Source organism: Streptomyces sp. RGM 3693, from assembly GCF_050471125.1.
GTDB lineage: Bacteria > Actinomycetota > Actinomycetes > Streptomycetales > Streptomycetaceae > Streptomyces.
Map to the genome: position 1 here is coordinate 2,180,568 of NZ_JBMPPQ010000002.1, position 17,919 is coordinate 2,198,486.

General features: G+C 68.8%; 14 protein-coding genes and 3 pseudogenes. 8 read left to right on the forward strand and 9 right to left on the reverse strand.

Annotated elements, in window-relative coordinates; translation table 11 throughout:
- The first annotated feature begins 175 nt into the window (after positions 1–175).
- The 4 genes from pheS (at position 176) to ACO0M4_RS27075 (ending at position 5,946) form a co-directional block, all read left to right on the forward strand.
- Entirely contained in the window at positions 176–1,300 is a 1,125-nt protein-coding gene (gene pheS / locus ACO0M4_RS27060; RefSeq protein ID WP_430373507.1) for a phenylalanine--tRNA ligase subunit alpha, read from the forward strand.
- A complete protein-coding gene (pheT, locus tag ACO0M4_RS27065; protein ID WP_430373508.1) occupies positions 1,300–3,852 on the forward strand; it encodes a phenylalanine--tRNA ligase subunit beta in 2,553 nt (850 codons plus the stop codon). The genes pheS and pheT overlap by 1 nt, the downstream gene beginning before the upstream one ends.
- A gap of 177 nt (positions 3,853–4,029) precedes the next feature.
- Entirely contained in the window at positions 4,030–5,367 is a 1,338-nt protein-coding gene (locus tag ACO0M4_RS27070) for a transcriptional regulator (protein ID WP_430373509.1), read from the forward strand.
- Between the two features lie 48 nt (positions 5,368–5,415).
- Positions 5,416–5,946: an NUDIX domain-containing protein gene (locus tag ACO0M4_RS27075; protein ID WP_430373510.1), complete on the forward strand. Its 531-nt coding sequence runs from the start codon at positions 5,416–5,418 to the stop codon at positions 5,944–5,946.
- 12 nt (positions 5,947–5,958) lie between these two features.
- Here the strand turns inward: ACO0M4_RS27075 and ACO0M4_RS27080 are convergent, their stop codons facing one another.
- From ACO0M4_RS27080 to ACO0M4_RS27110, 7 genes and pseudogenes are all read right to left on the reverse strand, one after another.
- Positions 5,959–6,216 carry a hypothetical protein gene (locus ACO0M4_RS27080; RefSeq protein ID WP_390021266.1) on the reverse strand — a complete coding sequence of 86 codons (258 nt, stop codon included), beginning with the start codon at positions 6,214–6,216 and terminating at the stop codon, positions 5,959–5,961.
- A 340-nt stretch (positions 6,217–6,556) separates the two neighbouring features.
- Positions 6,557–6,670, reverse strand: a pseudogene (locus ACO0M4_RS27085) (3-hydroxyacyl-CoA dehydrogenase family protein); the annotation flags it as partial.
- 14 nt (positions 6,671–6,684) lie between these two features.
- The gene (locus ACO0M4_RS27090) at positions 6,685–7,761 is read right to left on the reverse strand and encodes a tyrosine-type recombinase/integrase (RefSeq protein WP_430373511.1); all 1,077 of its coding nucleotides are present in this window, start codon (positions 7,759–7,761) and stop codon (positions 6,685–6,687) included.
- A 132-nt stretch (positions 7,762–7,893) separates the two neighbouring features.
- Positions 7,894–8,058, reverse strand: coding sequence for a hypothetical protein (locus tag ACO0M4_RS27095; RefSeq protein ID WP_430373512.1), 165 nt, complete (start codon positions 8,056–8,058; stop codon positions 7,894–7,896).
- 106 nt (positions 8,059–8,164) lie between these two features.
- Positions 8,165–8,434, reverse strand: coding sequence for a helix-turn-helix transcriptional regulator (locus ACO0M4_RS27100; RefSeq protein WP_430373513.1), 270 nt, complete (start codon positions 8,432–8,434; stop codon positions 8,165–8,167).
- Between the two features lie 1,906 nt (positions 8,435–10,340).
- A pseudogene (locus ACO0M4_RS27105) lies at positions 10,341–11,183 on the reverse strand (IS5 family transposase).
- 111 nt (positions 11,184–11,294) lie between these two features.
- Positions 11,295–11,423 carry a hypothetical protein gene (locus ACO0M4_RS27110; RefSeq protein ID WP_430373514.1) on the reverse strand — a complete coding sequence of 43 codons (129 nt, stop codon included), beginning with the start codon at positions 11,421–11,423 and terminating at the stop codon, positions 11,295–11,297.
- A 36-nt stretch (positions 11,424–11,459) separates the two neighbouring features.
- On the opposite strand from ACO0M4_RS27110, the gene ACO0M4_RS27115 reads away from it, so the two are divergent.
- The 4 genes and pseudogenes from ACO0M4_RS27115 to ACO0M4_RS27130 all read left to right on the forward strand — a co-directional run.
- Positions 11,460–11,963 (forward strand): relaxase domain-containing protein, encoded by a 504-nt coding sequence (locus ACO0M4_RS27115; protein ID WP_430373515.1) that lies wholly within the window; start codon positions 11,460–11,462, stop codon positions 11,961–11,963.
- A complete protein-coding gene (locus tag ACO0M4_RS27120; RefSeq protein ID WP_430373516.1) occupies positions 11,924–12,085 on the forward strand; it encodes a hypothetical protein in 162 nt (53 codons plus the stop codon). Before ACO0M4_RS27115 ends, ACO0M4_RS27120 begins: the two co-directional genes overlap by 40 nt.
- Positions 12,086–12,547: 462 nt before the next feature.
- Positions 12,548–14,653, forward strand: coding sequence for a protein kinase domain-containing protein (locus tag ACO0M4_RS27125; RefSeq protein ID WP_430373517.1), 2,106 nt, complete (start codon positions 12,548–12,550; stop codon positions 14,651–14,653).
- Between the two features lie 110 nt (positions 14,654–14,763).
- Positions 14,764–14,940 (forward strand): annotated as a pseudogene (locus tag ACO0M4_RS27130) (IS5/IS1182 family transposase); the annotation flags it as partial.
- 641 nt (positions 14,941–15,581) lie between these two features.
- Here ACO0M4_RS27130 and ACO0M4_RS27135 read toward each other — a convergent pair.
- Complete coding sequence (locus ACO0M4_RS27135) at positions 15,582–16,043, reverse strand: acyl-CoA thioesterase (RefSeq protein ID WP_430373518.1); 462 nt, start codon at positions 16,041–16,043, stop codon at positions 15,582–15,584.
- 2 nt (positions 16,044–16,045) lie between these two features.
- Positions 16,046–17,917, reverse strand: coding sequence for an acyl-CoA dehydrogenase (locus tag ACO0M4_RS27140; protein WP_430373519.1), 1,872 nt, complete (start codon positions 17,915–17,917; stop codon positions 16,046–16,048).
- Between the last annotated feature and the right edge of the window lie 2 nt (positions 17,918–17,919).

A 17,919-nucleotide genomic window follows, 5' to 3' on the forward strand; every position in this document is an offset into this window, starting at 1 on the left:
CCGGGCGACGGGCGGACGGCGGGCGCCCCGCACCCAGGGGCGGACGGGCCGCCGGCGGCCCGCCCCTTAGACTTGACCTTTGGCACCTTTGGCGCACAGGCATCGCGGACACGCGGGCGCAGAGCCGAGGCGAAGCGAGCCGCGCCAAGCCACACCACCGGAAGCACGGGAAGAGATGTCCGCACCCAATAAGTCGTACGACCCTGTCGAGGTCGAAGCCCTGAAACCGGAAGAGATCGCCCGACGGGTCGACGAGGCGCTGGCCGCCATCGCCGCCGCGGACGATCTGGAGGCGCTGCGCGAGGCGAGGATCGCGCACGCCGGCGACCGCTCGCCGCTGGCCCTGGCCAACCGCGAGATTGGCGCCCTTCCCCCGCACGCCAAGGCGGACGCCGGCAAGCGCGTCGGCCAGGCCCGCGGCCGGGTCAACCAGGCGCTCAAGACCCGCCAGGAAGAGCTGGAGGCGGAACGCGACGCCCGCGTCCTGGTCGAGGAGGCGGTGGACGTCACGCTGCCGTACGACCGGGTCCCGGCCGGCGCCCGGCACCCGCTGACCACCTTCATGGAGCGGGTCGCCGACGTCTTCGTGGCCATGGGCTACGAGGTCGCCGAGGGTCCCGAGGTCGAGGCCGAGTGGTTCAACTTCGACGCCCTGAACTTCGTGCCGGACCACCCGGCGCGCCAGATGCAGGACACCTTCTTCGTCCGGGGCAACGGCACCGAAGGCGATGAGTCGGGCGTGGTGCTGCGCACCCACACCTCGCCGGTGCAGGCCCGTACGCTCGTCGACCGCGAGCCGCCGGTGTACGTCGTCTGCCCGGGGCGGGTCTACCGCACCGACGAGCTGGACGCCACGCACTCCCCGGTCTTCCACCAGATCGAGCTGCTCGCCGTCGACGAGGGCCTGACCATGGCGGACCTCAAGGGCACCCTGGACCACATGGTCCGGGCGCTGTTCGGCCCGGACATGAAGACCCGGCTGCGGCCCAATTACTTCCCGTTCACCGAGCCGTCCGCCGAGATGGACATGGTCTGCTACGTGTGCCGTGGCGAGTCCGTGGGCAACCCCGACCGGCCCTGCCGTACCTGCTCCAGCGAGGGCTGGATCGAGCTGGGCGGCTGCGGCATGGTCAACCCCAAGGTGCTCGTCGCCTGCGGTGTCGACCCCGAGAAGTACAGCGGCTTCGCCTTCGGGTTCGGAATCGACCGGATGCTGATGTTCCGGCACAACGTGGAAGACATGCGCGACATGTTCGAGGGCGACGTCCGGTTCACCCGGCCGTTCGGGATGGAGATCTGATGCGGGTCCCGCTTTCTTGGCTGCGGGAGTACGTCGACCTGCCGGCGACGACGACCGGCCGCGAGGTACAGGAGAAGCTCATCACGGTCGGCCTGGAGGTCGAGACCGTCGAGCGGCTCGGCGAGGGCCTGACGGGCCCGCTGGTCGTCGGCCAGGTGCTGACCATCGAGGAGCTGGAGGGCTTCAAGAAGCCGATCCGCTTCTGCACGGTGGACGTCGGCCGGGCTGGGGGCACCTCCCAGACGGAGTCTGGGGGAGGGACCGGTGAGCCGCAGGAGATCGTCTGCGGTGCGCGGAACTTCGCGATCGGCGACAAGGTCGTGGTCGTCCTCCCCGGCGCCGTGCTGCCCGGTGACTTCAAGATCGCCGCGCGCAAGACGTACGGCCGGAAGTCGCACGGCATGATCTGCTCCGGCGACGAGCTGGGCATGGGCGACGACGGTTCGCACGGCATCATCGTGCTGCCGCCCGAGACCGAGGTCGGCACCGACGCGATCGAGCTGCTGGAGCTCGTCGACGAGGTGCTGGACATCGCCGTCACCCCGGATCGTGGCTACTGCCTGTCGATGCGCGGGGTGGCCCGTGAGGCGGCCATCGCCTTCGGGCTGCCGCTGCGCGACCCGGCGCTGCTGGACGTGCCGCCGCCGAACGCCGGCGGCTACCCGGTCCAGGTCGCCGACCCCATCGGCTGCGACCGCTTCACCGCGCGCACGGTGACCGGGCTGGAGCCGGAGGCCCGTACCCCGATCTGGATGCAGCGCCGGCTGCAGAAGGCCGGGATGCGGCCGCTCTCGCTCGCCGTGGACATCACCAACTACGTGATGTTGGAGCTGGGCCAGCCGCTGCACGCCTACGACCGGACGACCGTCGACGGTCCGATCGGCGTCCGCCGCGCCACCCCGGGCGAGGAACTGGTCACCCTGGACGGCACCAAGCGGGTGCTGACCGGCGAGGACCTGGTCATCACCGACAACCGCGGCCCCATCGGGCTGGCCGGTGTGATGGGCGGCGCCAACACCGAGATCGCCGCGCCGGTCACCGACCCGGAGACCGGGCGGCTGCGCGGCACCACCGACGTGGTGATCGAGGCCGCGCACTTCGACGCGATCTCCATCGCCCGCACCGCCCGCCGCCACAAGCTGTCGTCGGAGGCCGCCAAGCGCTTCGAGCGCGGGGTGGACCCGGAGGCGGCCGCCGCGGCGGCGCAGCGGACCGTGGACCTGCTGGTGCTGCTCGCCGGTGGCACCGCGGAGGAGGGTGTCACGGGGGTCGTCTCGCCGCGCGGGCCGCGGACGATCACCATCCCGGCGAACCACCCGGACAAGGTCGCCGGTGTGACCTACGGGCGGGAGTCCGTCGTCCGCCGCCTCCAGCAGGTGGGCTGTGACGTCTACGGGCAGGACGAGCTGGTGGTCACCGTGCCGTCCTGGCGCCCGGACCTCAGCGACCCGAACGACCTGGCCGAGGAGGTCATCCGGCTGGAGGGCTACGAGAACCTGCCCTCCACGCTGCCGCTGCCGCCCGCCGGCCGTGGGCTGACGGAGCGTCAGCGACTGCACCGCCGGGTCGGCCGCGTGCTGGCCGGCGCCGGGTACGTCGAGGCGCTGAACTACCCGTTCACCGGCTCGGCCGTCCTCGACCAGCTCGGCATCGAGCCGGACGACCCGCGGCGGGACGCGGTCACCCTGGTGAACCCGCTGTCGGACGAGGAGCCGGACCTCCGCACGACCCTGATCCCCGGGCTGCTGGCCTCGCTGCGCCGCAACTACGGGCGGGGCAACCACGACCTGGCGCTCTTCGAGACCGGTCCGGTGTTCCGGGCGACCGGACAGGAGCGGCCGGCCCGCCGCCTGGTGGTGGACCGCCGGCCGACCGACGACGAGATCGCCTCGCTGGACGCCTCGCTGCCGCAGCAGCCGCGCCGGGCCGCGGTGGTCCTGGCCGGCGCCCGCGAGCAGGCCGGCTGGTGGGGTTCTGGTTACCCGGCCGGGTGGGCCGACGCCATCGAGGCGGGCCGCACCGTCGCCCGGGAGGCGGGCGTCGAGCTGATCGTCCGCCAGGACCAGCACGCCCCGTGGCACCCCGGCCGGTGCGCGGCGCTGCTCGCCCTGGTCGACGGCGAGGAGGTGCTCGTCGGCAACGCAGGTGAGCTGCACCCGCGGGTGGTCAAGACCCTGGGTCTGCCGGAGCGCACCAGCGCGATGGAGATCGACCTGGACCGGCTGGAGCGGGCCGCGTCCGGTGCGCTGCAGGCGCCGCGGATCTCCACGTTCCCGGTCGCCACGCAGGACGTCGCGCTGATCGTCGACGCCTCGGTGGCCGCGGCGGACGTCGAGACCGCCCTCCGGGACGGCGCCGGCGAACTGCTGGAGTCGGTGCGGCTGTTCGACGTCTTCACCGGTGAGCAGGTGGGTGCCGGCAAGAAGTCGCTGGCCTACGCGCTGCGGTTCCGGGCGGACGACCGGACGCTGACGGCCGAGGAGGCCACCGCGGCCCGGGACGCGGCGGTCGCCGTCGCGGTCGAGCGGGTCGGCGCGGCCCTGCGCGGCTGACGCCCCTGGCCGCCGGCCTCGTGCCTGGTGCGGGCCCCTGTCCACGGTGGTGGGCGGGGGCCCGTCGCGTTTCCCGCGGGCGGGCGCGCCCGTGCACCGCGTCCCGTTCGCACCCCGTGTGAACTCCCCCTGATTACGCTGGACTTACGGAGTCCGTACGTCCCTGGGGGGCGAGGCATGGAGCCCAACACGCTGCTCGACGCGATCCTGGACGAGGCCGGTATCTCACACGCCGGGCTCGCGGCGCGGATCAACCACCTCGGGCGGCGGCGCGGGCTCGCGCTGCGCTACGAGCACACCGCGGTGGCGCGGTGGCTCAAGGGGCAGCGGCCGCGCGGGCAGGTCCCGGACCTGATCTGCGAGATCCTCGGCGAACGGCTGCACCGGCCGGTGGGCCTGGCCGACATCGGGTTCAGCGGACCGGGCACGAGCCAGGATCCGGGCACCCCGCTGTCGGGGTTCGTCGAGCGGGCCACCGCGCTGTGGCGGTCCGACGAGCAGCAGCGGCCGCACGTGGTCGCGGCGCCCGCGCTCACCGGGACGTCGGCGATCATCCCCGTGTGGGAGTGGGAGAACCCGCCGGAGGACTTCGACGTCTCGCGCGATGGGGTGACCCGGGTCGGGATGGCCGACATCGAGATGCTGCGGGCCGCGCGGGCCCACTACGAGCAGATGTACCGGAAGGCGGGTGGTATCGCTACCAGAGGACGCATCGTCGGATTCCTCAACACCGAGGCGGCGCCGCTGCTGCGGGGCAGCTACAGCGATGCGACGGGGCGTCAGCTGCACCGGGCGACCGGTGGGCTGGTGGCCGTCGCGGGCATCTGCGCGTACGACTCGGACGCTCTCGGGCTGGCCCAGCGCTACTTCCATCAGGCGCTGCGGCTGGCAAAGGCCAGCGGGGACCGCGGACTCGGCGCGTACATCATCGCGCTGCTGGTCAACCAGTCCCTCTTCGTACGGGAATACCGCCAGGCGGTCGCCTTCGCGGAGGCGGCGCTGCGCACCGCGGGCGGACAGCTCACCGCGGCGCTCTCCGCCGACCTCTACGCCATGCAGGCCAAGGCGTACGCGCGACTGGGCGACGGCACCGGCGCGCTGGACTGCATTCGGCGGGCCGAGGCGGCGGCGGAGCGGATCCGCCCCGGGCTGGAGCCCGCTGAGACGGGCTACGTGCAGCCGGGCCTGGTGAACGTACAAGTGGCGGAGGCGCTGCTCAGCCTCGGGGACCTGCGGGCCGCCCGGGAGCAGGCGGACGCCGCCGTGGACACCCCCGCACATGACCGCGGTCGGGTGCACCGGCTGGCCATGCTCACCCATATCGAGCTGCGCCAAGGGGACGCGGACCGGGCCGTGGCCAATGCCGCGGAGATGACGGAGCAGGCTCGGGGCATGGAGTCGCAACGCCTGCGGGACCGGCTGCGAGCGGTGCGCGAGCATCTGGCGGAGACCGGGAGTTCCGCGACGGACGAGGCTGCCGATCTCATCGACGAGGTGCTGCGCGTTCCGCTGTGACCGGGCTCGTGTCACCTTGCCGGCCCAACAGCGGAAGGTGGCAGTTACGTGCGTTGGAACAATCTCAGCGAAAAGCCGGTCTACGCGAATCCCTGGTTCCGGGTCAACCTGGCCGATGTGGCCCTCCCCGACGGCCGGCATCTGGATCACTTCCTGATCCGGATGCGGCCGGTCGCGGTGGCCACCACGGTCAACGAGGCCAATGAGGTGCTGCTGCTGTGGCGGCACCGGTTCATCACCGACAGCTGGGGCTGGGAGCTGGCCGCCGGCGTCGTGGAGGACGGGGAGGAACCGGCCGCCGCGGCCGCGCGGGAGATGGAGGAGGAAACCGGGTGGCGACCCGGGCCCCTCCACCACCTCCTCACGGTGGAGCCGTCCAACGGCCTCACCGATGCGCGGCACCACATCTACTGGTCCGACCGCGCCGAGTACCTCGGCGCTCCGGAGGACGACTTCGAGTCGGACCGACGGGAGTGGGTGGACCTCAAGCTGGTGCCCGACATGGTGTTGAGGGGGGAGGTGCCGGCCGCGAACATGGCCGCGGCGCTGCTGATGCTCCACCACATCCGCCTCGGCTGAGGCCGGCCGGCGTCAGCGCCCGGACGCCTGCCACAAGGCGGCCGCCAGCGCCGCGAGCCCCGTGAGCGCGGCGAGCGAGGGGAGCGGCCAGCGGCGGCTCTCTAACCGCGTGATGCGGGCCTGGAGTTCGTCCGCATCACGCGTGTTCTGCTCGCAGCGCTGGGCCTGCAACCTGAGCTGGCCGTCGACGGTGGCGGTGCGTACGTCGAGTAGGCGTCTGAGCTCCGCTAAGTCGGCGGCGATCGGATCGGGGTCCCGGTGGGCGGTCACGTTCCGCTCCTCTTTCCTTCTCCTGGTGGCGGTCGGGTGGTTACCGGCACCAGTCAACTGCGCTGGGAGGAAAGGCGGGAGCGTGTGCGGCGGGGAGATACGGGTCAGCGGTTCACACCCCGTGCGAAGTGACGCGGCGTGAGCGATTCGCACGGGGTGTGGAGCGGGCGCACCGAGATGGCGCATTCACACACTGTCATCAACGGCCGGAGAGGAGTTGACTCTTAGGCACGGGGGCCGAAGCCGGCGGTCGGGCGCCCGCCGGCCTGATCCGCCCGCCGAACCATCCCCCGAGCGGCGGGCGGACGGCCCCCGTTCCACCGCCCGCGGGCCGGCGCCCTCAGTAGGAGTAGAAGCCGGATCCGGACTTGCGGCCCAGTCGGCCTGCGTCGACCATCCGCTGCAGCAGCGGCGGAGCGGCGTAGAGCGGTTCCTTGTACTCCTCGTACACGCTGACGATGAGGGCGACTACCGCCCTGACCTGCAGTTTCCGGGCTCGTCTGGGGCTTGCGGGACGCCCAGGGATTTCTCAGGGACATTCGATTGCGGATCTTGACCCGATGACGGCTCTTGATCGAACCACGCGTCCATCGCGGCAAGGCCCCGCTTGCCCGCCCCGGGCATGAAGTGAGCGTAGTACTTCAGCGTGGTCTGCGGCGACGCGTGCCCGAGCCACTCCGACAGGCTCACGATCGACTCGCCCGCCTCAAGCTGGGTGCTTACGCACGTGTGCCGGAGGACATGGAACATGTCCGCGCGGGAGAGCTCGTAGATGGGGTACCGACGGGTGCGGCCTCCGCACGTCCTGACCTTCTCGCCGATCTTCTTCAGGATTCCGGCCGCCGCGAGCGCGGGCCGCCAGCTCTGCTTGTTCCACCTCGAGTAGTTGATCCGATTGCCCTGAGAGGTGCTCAGGATCAGCCGGACGGTGATCGGTTTGCGCTGCCGCGCCTCCAGCTCGGTCGTCGGTGGCTCGGGATTGCGCCATGGGAGTGTGCAGGCGACCGAAGGGAAGTGATGCAGATGGTTCTGGACACGCTTGGCGAGGTTGGGGGAGACGGGAACGGTTCGCGTTTTGCCTCCCTTCGGCAGGCAGAAGTACGGCCTTCCCTTGGAGTCCCACCGCAGCTGCCGGCGGATGTGCACGAGGCCGACATCGAAGTCGAAGTCCTCCTCGCCGAGACCGAACGCTTCGCCTTGCCGCGGACCGACACCCACTCCGAGGTCCACCGCGATGCGGTACCGCTCCTGAAGTCCTGCCCGGACGGCCTCCACGGTCGCCCTGGCCCACGCCTTGGCTTTCCTCTTTGCGGGTTTGGGCGCCTTGACCGTCCGGCGTGCCCTGCAGGGGTTCTTGACGAGGCGGCCGTCGTCGACGGCGGCTTCGAGGATGGTGGAGAGGTGGATCCAGATCACCTGGGCCGTGGATGCCTCGACACGCGTGAGCAGCTGGGCCTTCCAGGCGCGCAGCGCGGCAGCGTCGATGTCCCGGAGCGCCGTCTCGCCCAGGAACGGGATGATGTGGTTCCAGATCTTGCTGCGCATGGGGGCGGCGGTCGACGGTTCGTCTGACCGGCTCGGCCACCAGTGCTTCTCGATGTACTCGGTGAGGGGGATCGCACCGTCGCGGGGGTCGGCAAACTCACCACGTGTGGCGTCGGTCTGTGTGCTCGCCAGCTACTGCTTCGCGTCCTCGCTCGTGTCGAAGGAGCGATCCCGCACGCCCGGGATGCCCTTCACCCGATAGCGTTTGCCCTTGCCCCACAGGGCAGTTCGCTCCCGCTTGCCGGTGTCCTTGTTGACCTTCTTCTTGAGCCAGCGGTCTTCTATGTACCCCGCCAAGGGAAAACGCTCCTACGAACTCAACTGCATACGTGCATGGAATGATGGGAAACCGCGCGCCAGGTTTCGAAAGATCGAGGCACTACCTTCGGCTTCCGGGCAGCCCTCACGAGGTCCGTGCTGCGCGCTTCATCGGCCTCTGGCCGAGGGGACTGAGAGCAGCATTGGAACGTGAATCCGCCTGCTCCTGCGCGGTGATCCACTCATTGAGCGCCGAGATCCTGTACATGACGCGCCCTCCCATGCGGAAGCTCGGCGGTCCCTGCCGTCGGTGACGCCAGACGTACAGGGTGTTCGGTGAAATGCCGAGGTATTCCGCTGCTTTGGCCAGGTTCAAGAACGCGGTTTCATGCGTAGACGTGATCTGGTCGTGCATCTCCGGTCTCCAGGGTGAGAAGTGTCGCTGCACATAGGATCCGGAGAAGTTCCGGTTTGGTGAGGCCGGAAAATTTTGGTAGCGGGCCCGCTGGGCTCTCAGGGGGTGAGGAAGTGTGGCTGTTGTTCTCGGGCGTAGCAGTCCATGGCGCTGAATGAATCCTCCGTTGAGCTGTGGTTTTCCCAGCACCCGTACGTTGGCATGGTGTCCGAGCAGGTCTCCAGTCGGGGGCGTCTGCCGTAGGCGAACTGCCGTGAGTCAAAACCCGGCGTATAGGCCGACTCGTCCGCTTTCCCGCCCCTGACCAGGCGAAACGCCCCGGTCGGGGCCTTTCTGTGTCCCGTCGGGCTTCCCTCCCTGACCTGCGGTTTCCCGCGAGTTCCCGCGTGAATGTGCACTGGTTGTGCACGCGGGTGTGTACCCGTGCCAGGGCGCCACGGCTGCCGTTCACGGGGGATTGCTGGCGCACCTGTGCGGCTGGGACCGGCGCGGAACACGGGCTCGGTGCGATGCCGCCCGACGGAAGGCGAGCACGTCTGTGGTGAGCGACGGGGACCGCGAGGCAGGACCTCCGCACGGTGGCCGCAGGTTCGAGCCCCCGGCGGGAGCCACAAAACTTGGCTGGTCGTGCACGGGGCGCTGAGCTGCGGATTTGCGCCACGGTGAGAGTCGAGGGGCGGTCTCGGCTTGCGCCGGTGGCTCCGTAGGGGATGTCCTGTTCCGCACCGTCAGGTCCCCGCAGATCAAGAGACGGTGTGGTGACATGTTGCCCCTGTGCCACGGTCGCCGCAGCTCTGGTGCATTGGGCTGGGCCAGAAGAGTGCGCCTGATCGTGGCGTCCTCTGACTGCTGCGTGCTGTGGCTCACCTGCGCGGCCCACTGCCCATCTCCGGGTTCCTTGTAGATCCCTTGGGCGAAGTCACACAGCCACGCTGGCCGAATTGCGACGCCGAGCTCGCACGTCCCGAAGCCGATCCGTAAATGTGGAGGGGAAGAGCGCCGCTGAGTAGGTGCCGTGGTGGCCGACTCGTCGTGTGACGGCCAGCTCTGCCAGGGCGTTGAATGCCGAAAGTGCTCGCCCTGAACTCCCAGGGCGAGCACTTATATGTATGGCGCACCTCGGCTAGGTAGCCTCGGGGACGTATTAGGACGTCTCACCGAGGACGCCAGCGAGAGCCATCAGCTCATCGATTGCGTACTCGGCTCGGCCTGGACTGCCGTAGCGGGTCAGCTTTCCCCGGCTGGCCCATTTCCGGATGGTCGCCTCTGTCACTCCGGCCGCCATAGCAGCCAACTGCGTGGGGACCGTCACAGGCTTGTCCACGTTGCCGCCACTCATGCTGCGTTCTCCTGCTTCCCCGAGTGTTCCACCGGACTCTCGGATTGCGCGGACTGCTCGAGTTGCTTGAGCCGATGCGCCAGAAGCAGCCACTGGTGCGGTGGCCAAGCATGCCCAGCCTCGCACTGAACGTCCTTGGATAGCTTCGCATCAGCTGCGCGGACCGGTGAATACATCACACTGTCGCAGCCCGGGTACACACACGGGCCTAGTTCGACGCGCAGTACGGGGTTGGGGCGGGCGGCTCTCCTGGCCGACCGCGCCAACGCTGTGACCTCGTGGGTGAAGTCCGCGGCTGTGGAGTGGGCGACGAGCCAGACCAAGTGAGTGCGCAGGAAGTCGGCGAGCGCCTGGGGTGTTCGCTGCGGACTGTCGATGCCACGCTCACTCGCGACCAATGCGGCCCAAGAGGCGAGTACACCCATCAGCTGGGACCGGGCGTCGACGGCCTCAACGTTTAACGGGATTCCGGTCCCCCGGGTGCCGCTGGTCCGCTCACCGAAGCGAAGCGGTGGATGGGCCAGCGCGAGTTCGCACTCCTTAGAGGCCGCGCAGATAGGCGGCCACTCATGGTCGGCGTTGAGGGCGCACATCCCAGCGGTGGGTGGTCCACGCCCGGCGGATCAGGCTACGAACGGTGATGATTGTATCGGCGAGGTCGAAGAAGGCTTCGATGACCGCGATCCGGCGTTCGTAACAGCGGGCGAGCCGATGGAAGGCGTTCTGCCAGGCATGGGTGCGCTCGATGTGCCAACGCTGGGCCGCTTGGACGGGCGCCTTGGTCCCCTTGCAGGCGATCTGACCGTGCAGCCTCCGCTTGCCAAGCACAGTACGGGTCTTGGCGGAGTCGTAGCCGGCATCCAGGTGCACGGTGATCTCGTCGGGCAGCGGTCCAAGAACCTCCAGAAGAGCGAGAGTTGGGGCCAGAAGGGGTGAATCGTGCTGATTAGCGCCGGCCAGGACGCGGCCGAGCGGGATGCCGTAGCCGTCGGTCAAGTTCGAACGTTTCATGCCCTGCTTGCCTCGGTCGACCGGGGATCGTCCGGCCGCTTCGCCGCCTCCGGGGGCCTTGGTTATGGCGCCGTCGATGGCGATCTGGTCCAGGACGAGACCGACGACGCGGTCGTAGGCGTCCAGCCCGATCTGCTTCAATCGCGCGAACAGACCCAGGCGTATCCACTCGTCGCGTCAGTTGCGGATGGTCGTGGCAGAACAGGTGGAGTCCGCGATTGCCTCGTATGAGCAGCCGAATCGCAGGACCTGGAGCAGCTTGTCGAACACGATCCGGTCATTGATTCGGCGTCGGTGGCAGCCCAGCGGGTGGGCTGGTTCGAACTGTGGTCGCTGCGGCAGCAGGGCGGCGAATTGGTCCCACAGCGGTTCGATCAGCCATGAAGGCAGCGCAGGCACAGATTTCTCCAGTGATCACAGAGCGTCGCAACTACATGATCACGGCACCTGTACCTGCCGCATCCGCCCCCAGCCTGCCCGCCGCTTATCTGCAAAGCGTCGTACGACTGCTCAGCGGATCCGTGTGCGCAGGTGCCCCAGCGCGTCCCCGGCCGTGACGGCCAGGTCGGGCTCGACGCCGACCCCTTCCCAGTTGGTGCCGGTGACCGAGTTGATCGAGCGGGCGGTGGGAACGGCCACGGTAACGTGCGGGGCTACCGGAATACGGGCCGTAGGGTGGGCGCCACCTCGGGCTGGCGTTACTACTTCCGCGGGGTCATGGTCGGTGACGGTTGCCGTCCGGCGGCGAAGCCGCTGCACGCCGCTCAGATGGAGGCCGATGTCCCGGCCGGGTGCTGGAAGGGCCGGAGCCTGCCCGCATTCGGACTCGTGGCGGACGGCGTCGTGACCGAGCGGCAGACCGAACTGCTGCTGGGGAAAGGTCGGCATCCGGACGCCGACCGCATCGAAGGCGAGCTCCGGGCGGCGGGGCTGAGCCCGCAGGCCGCGAGGCGGGCGACCGTCTTGGGGCGGCCGGTCGAGCACATTGAATCCCCGGTGCTCGCGCTGGACCTGGTGTTCCGCGCGCCGCCGACCGCACAGATCGCGTGGGCCCTGGGTGACGACGACACCCGACGCGTGCTGGAGCTGTGCCAGCAAATCGCCCGGGAGTGGAATGGTTGGAGGAATTTGCAGCCACGGTGCGATGGGGGAGCGATGGCCTTCACCGCGCTCTGGTGAAGGACGGCCTGGCCGCCGCCGCGTTCACCCACTACGAATCACGGTCGGCCAGCCCCTGCTGCACGAGCACGCGTTGGTGTCGGTCAAAGTGCGGCGCCCGGACGGCCAGTGGGGCAATGTAGGTTCGTAATACAGATGTCCCTTTCTCATTGCCGGTGGCCCGTGTCCGGCCCATAGGACACCCATGTGAGACAAACGCTGGCATCTTGTCGCGTTGAAGCAGTCAGGTTCTCACTGGTTCTCGTTCGTGCTGGCGGATTGACTCGTGGCAAAGACCGTCGCACGTCTACGAGACGGCAGGCCCGTGCCGCTCTCCCCGATGAGCGCGGAGCCATCAGGGCTGCGGACCTCCGCCCGTTACTACCCCTGGTCTGAGACCTCGGTCATCCGACCGGAAGGCGCCGGATGTCTCATTTGTGACCTCTAGAACAGGCCAGTGCTGCGGATCGGACGGAAGAACTGGAACGTCGCCTTGCTGTCCGGAATCGCCGCCGCTATGAGGAGCAACTGACACGGTCCCCCAGCAGGCGCCCTGGCCTGCAAGCCCTGCCTGGCAACTACCGTGCAGCACTAAGGTGTTCGACGTGACAGAAGCGAACGGGGAATTGATCGGCGGCCGGTACCGACGGATCGAGCTGATAGGTCAGGGCGGCATGGGCCGCGTCTGGCGGGGTCGGGACGAGACGCTCGGGCGGGACGTCGCTATCAAGGAAGTGATGTTCCCGCAGGGCATCACCGCCGAGCAGCGAGACGTCCTGCTCCAGCGTGTGACACGGGAGGCGCGCGCCGCAGCACGGCTCAACCATCCCGGGATCATCACGGTGCACGACGTGGTCGAACACCAGGGCGCGCCCGTGATCGTCATGGAATACGTGACCGGCATCTCCCTGGCCTCGTCGATCGCGCAGAGCGGAGGGCTGCCGGTCCGCACAGTCGCCGAGATCGGCACGAAGATGCTGCAGGCATTGAACCGCGCCCACGCCTCCGGCATCGTCCATCGCGACCTCAAACCGGACAACGTCCTGCGGATGGACGACCGGGTCATCATCACCGATTTCGGCATCGCGCACATGGCGGACTCGACCACGGCGCTCACCCACACAGGCACGATCATCGGCACACCGGCCTACATGGCGCCCGAGCAGTTGGCGGGCAAGACTCCCTCAGCCGCCACCGACCTGTGGGCGTTGGGCGCCACGCTCTACAGCGCCGTCGAGGGTCAACCCCCCTTCAGTGCCGAGACCTTCACCGCACTGGTACTCGCCGTGATCACCGAGGACCCGCGCCCTGCCCTGCGTGCAGGGGGCCTGGGGCCGGTTCTTGCGGCCCTGCTGACGAAGGATCCGGCGCAACGTGCCACGGCCGCGCAAGCGCAGGCCGCGCTGGAGCAGGTGGAACGGACAGGAGCGGCCGTTCCCGTTCCGATTCCCACTCAGGTCGAGTCCGCGCCGTCGCCGGGGCCGCACGCGGCACACCAGCTGCCGACCCAGACGGGCACCCCGTTCGCACCGCCCGTCTCCCCGGGGTCCGGCGGGACCCCGGCTTCCGGGGCGCCCAGGACTCTCGGGCGGCGCAGCGTCCTGTGGCTCGGCCTGGGCGGGGCCGCTGTGGTGGCCGGCGGCATCGGGATCGCCCTGAAGACCGGCGACCACACCCCACCGAAGCCCAAAAAAAAGGTGGACCCGTGGGAATACGCAGTCGAGGGCCCGCACTATGACGGTAATCCGCCTCCGTTCGCCGTGGCCGACGGCGCCCTGTACGTCTCCACCGAGGAGACCATCGTCGCCCTGGACGCGCGCACCGGACACAAGCGCTGGAAAGGCCCCTCCGACTTCTCCCGGGAGTACAGGTTCAGGTACCCCCTCATGGCCGCCGACGGGGCGGTGTACGCGTCCGGCCAGATCGGCACCACGTATGGCCTGTGCGCACTGGACGCGGACGGGAGGAAGAAGTGGTTCTGCTCCTTCGCCGACTCCGGCCACAGACCGGTCGTGACCGACGGAATCGTCTACATCACGGCGGACGGCCATGTGTACGCCGTGCATGCGGACAACGGGCGGAAGCTGTGGAGCCATCCGCTGGGGGACAAGGACTCCGGCGGTCTGGCGGTGGCCGACGGCACCGTGTACGTCAGCGGCGGCAAAGCCCTGTACGCGCTGGACGCGGCCAGCGGCGCCAGGAAGTGGGCCTTCCCTCTCGACTACGGAGCACGCCTCAACCAGCCACCCGTCGTGTCCGGCGGACTCGTGTACGTCCTCGACGATGTCACGAACCTCCACGCGCTCCACGCCGCCGAGGGCACCAGGAAGTGGTGGCTCAAGTTCAACGGGCAGAGCCTCCGCGCCGCGGGCGACATGCTCTACGTCACCGGCGGCGACGATGTGGGAAACGGCATAGTCCACGCGCTCGACTCGTCGACGGGGAAGAGGAAGTGGGGCCACAAGGTGAACTCCAGTCAGCTGTCGCCCACGCAGCTCGCACTGGCGGGTGACCTGCTCTTCGTCGCCAGCACCGAGGACAAGGACGGTACCGTCTACGCCGTCGACACCGGTGACGGCTCCCAGCGCTGGTCCACCGGGATTCTGGAGAAGCTGGGCAGCGACATGGCGGCCGCCTACGGATTCGTGTACGCCTCCGTCAATGGCCGTGTCGTGGCCCTCGACGCGGCCACGGGGACGGCGCCGACCTGAGCACGAGCACGACATCGACGGGCGGCACCAGCACGCCGGGGAAACAGCCCTGCGGGATGATGCCGGGCGGCCCTGTGCGGGGCGTCCTTCTGACGTGTGCAGGGATTCCAGAGCGCACCCACGCCTGGCAGAACTCCTTCCACCGGCTCGCACGCTGCTTCGAACGGCGGGTCACCGTCATCGAAGCCTTCTTCGACCTCACCGACGCGATCATCACCGTCCGCAGCCTGATCCGCCGAGCCTGGACCACCCACGGCTGGGATACACGTCCTCGATGCCGACTATGACCGATGCCCGGCGTACGGACGTTCAGGTGTCGGCCGACAGCCGGTCGCCCATTTGCACGGCCGCTACCATAGTCATCGGCACGTCCAGGATTGGTCGTTGATCGAACAGCCCCAGGACGCGCCTTGCCTTCGGCGGCGGCTCCTTCCACGGGGCCAAGTTCTCCGGCGGCGAGGTTGACTTGCGCGAGGCGTCGGGCGCGTTGTTCGGGGCCGATGTGCTCGCGCAGCCGCCTGTCGGTCTTCCCCTCCCGCCGCCTGTCACCGCCACTCCCACCCGAGCGCCCCGGAGTAGCACGGCCTGGCATCCCTCGCTAAGTGACGCGAGCGTGGAGTCCGCTCGCGACCGCGGGAACCGCCGTATCCACGGGATCGGGCAGTCACAGAGCGTCGCAACTCTGTGATCACCGAAGCTGTGCCTGTCCCGTCTGCCGCTTGGCCCCACCCGCCCTATCCGCGTGACCTCTAAGCAGGTTGGCCAGGATGCGCTCGACCCGGCGGGGGTCGGTCGCCACCTCCGCATCGCAGCGCACCCGCAGTTCGACGTCCACACCGGTCCGTGCCACGGCCTGGCGGGCCAGCTCGCTCAGCAGTCCCGCTTCGCGCTGTGCCCCTACCCCGGCTGCAAGAACCACTCATGGGAGTCAGCGGCCGACGGAACCGTGGCAGCAGCCGATGTCTGTACCCGCGGAGTTGTGGGTCGGTTCGAGGTACTTTTCGAGGAAAGCGTGCTCGGCGTCGCTGATCCGACGAGGACGGCCCTCCGCGTAGTCGAACGGTGCCATGGTCGTGGAGGCGCTGGCGTAGACGCTCTCGTCGTCCTTGATCAGGTAGGCGACGGTGACAGTGGCCGACTGGAGCTCGGACACCCACGTTTCGATGTCGACCGGTTCGCGCCGGTGCACCAGCCGCTTCCGATAGCGGATCCGATGGGCAACGACTACCGAACCGCCTCGGAAGAAGGCGTCACCCCGCGTCGGTGCCATGAGGGAGATGAAGTCGAGCCGGGCTTCTTCCAGATAGCGCAGCAGCGAGACGTTGTTGACGACTCCGTAGGCGTCCATGTCCGACCAGCGGACCGGGCAGGGGTAGGTGTGCCGTGTCATCGTCACTTCCCGGGAGTGCGTGGACGGGCCGCGTCGGGGGCGGACGCGCCGACCTGTCGCTGGAAGGCGACTTCGTAGTCCTCGAAGGCGATCGGGGCGCGGAGCAGTTCCGGCGAGAGCCGGAACGCGTCGGTCAGGCGTCGCGCGTGCGGCCGGAGCAACTCGCAGAGTCGGTCCACAGTGGCGGGTATTTCTTCGACCTGCTCAGGGAGTAGGAGGCTCTTGGCCAGATACCAGCCCGCGTCCCGCTGGATCTCGACGAGTCCGTACAGTGACGCCAGCAGGCGCAGGGCCGCCCGGTCCTGCTCGTCGGCCAGGCGAGGTACCGCCGTGCAGAGTTGCTCCAGGGCGATACGGACTCCCCGCGCCCGTGCCATGTCCAGGGCGGTGTTCACGACGCCGTTCCAGGCGTCGAAGTACGTGCTCTGCGATTCCGCCATGGCCGCTCGCGCCGCCCGGCGCAGGAATTCCTCCCGGTAGCGCAGCAGCTGCACATGGACGTGCGGATCCGCGGCGCCGTTCTCTGCGTGCGGGTCAGGTGGTTCCGGATGCCGATCCGGGTCGGCCCGGGCGATCAGCTGGCCTGCCGTCGTCGCCAGCAGTACCTGGTTGTCGCCCTCGGCTGTGACGAGTCCTTGGAGCAGCGAGCCGTAGTCGGTGATCCGGTTGACGCGGAATATGCCTTGTGCTCCGCAGCGTTCGCGGCAGATCCCGGCGACGTCGTTCATCTCCGATGTGGCGAGGGCCTTCGTGAGGGAGATCAGGTGGTTCAGCTCGTCCGACACCGTGCCGGAGTGGGCCACGAACTCCCGCTTGGCGTGGTTCAGGAGGAGATTCATCGCATAGACCTTGGCCAGTGCGGCGAAAAGGTCCCGCTGGTGGCTCCGGTATTCCAGCACGGGCACGTCGTTGCGGCCGGGGCCGTTGGTCAGTCTGCTCTCCGCGTAACGCAAGGCCGTGTAGATGCTCGCTTTTCCGGCTCCGACCGCGGCGCTCGCCACGCACAGGCGGCCCGGCTGGATGCGGCTCATCGTACGGAGAAAGCGCCGGCGCATGTTTCCACCGCCGGGCTGGAACGCACCGTCGGGCGAGAATCCCCCCATCTCGCCGTGGAGGAGGTTGAGCCGCGGAACGGTGACATGGTCGAACCAGGTCAATGCGTGGTCCAGCCCTTGGACCGGCTGTTCGGGACAGGGAGCGACGCGCACGCCCTCGCACAGCTGCTTGCCGTCGCTGATCCGCACCAGGAACGGGTAGACCCCGTGATTCTTTCCGTCGGCCTTGAGCCGGGCCAGCACCACTGCGAGTTTGGGAATGTCCTCAAACCCGGTGGAGGACATGAACTTCTGTGCACTGGAGTCCGGGGTGTTGAGGACGAATGTCTGTGTTTCCGCGTCGTAGACCGCTTCGGTGCGGAGCGCGGCGACGTTGTTCCCGTACCCGAACTCGGTGGCCATGTAGGGGCCGAAGGAATCGAGCCGGTCGAGTTCCTCGACGTGGTGCTTGATGTCGTCCCGTTCTGCGCCGTGGTCGAGGATCGTACCGAGGCAGAGGTTGTGGTGGACGAGGAGCAGCGAGAAGATCGCGGGGTCCAGAAGGGCCGACCACTCCGCCAGGGCGAACAGTCGGCGCGGCCGACGCAGCATGCTCAGCGGACGCTCCAGTTGTCCGTGCAGGGCTCTGGAGCGTTCGTACGTCAGCTTCCCGGACTCTCTCGGGGCCAGGCCCTCGTGAGGGTCGAACACCGGATCAAAGAGAGTCGCCCGGATGTCGCGATGGGTCTCCTCGTACTCCCCGTCGAAGAGGAGGTCGGAAAGACTGGGGGTGAGGAAGTCGTCATCGCCATAAGGGGGCGCGGCCTGTGGGTTCCCCATCA

Bases quoted from the DNA above. Each gene is read 5' to 3' on its own strand.
- pheS (WP_430373507.1), top strand. From the start codon at position 176: ATGTCCGCACCCAATAAGTCGTACGACCCTGTCGAGGTCGAAGCCCTG.
- pheT (WP_430373508.1), top strand. From the start codon at position 1,300: ATGCGGGTCCCGCTTTCTTGGCTGCGGGAGTACGTCGACCTGCCGGCG.
- ACO0M4_RS27070 (WP_430373509.1), top strand. From the start codon at position 4,030: ATGGAGCCCAACACGCTGCTCGACGCGATCCTGGACGAGGCCGGTATC.
- ACO0M4_RS27090 (WP_430373511.1), bottom strand. From the start codon at position 7,761: ATGCGCAGCAAGATCTGGAACCACATCATCCCGTTCCTGGGCGAGACG.
- ACO0M4_RS27100 (WP_430373513.1), bottom strand. From the start codon at position 8,434: ATGCACGACCAGATCACGTCTACGCATGAAACCGCGTTCTTGAACCTG.
- ACO0M4_RS27135 (WP_430373518.1), bottom strand. From the start codon at position 16,043: ATGACACGGCACACCTACCCCTGCCCGGTCCGCTGGTCGGACATGGAC.
- ACO0M4_RS27140 (WP_430373519.1), bottom strand. From the start codon at position 17,917: ATGGGGAACCCACAGGCCGCGCCCCCTTATGGCGATGACGACTTCCTC.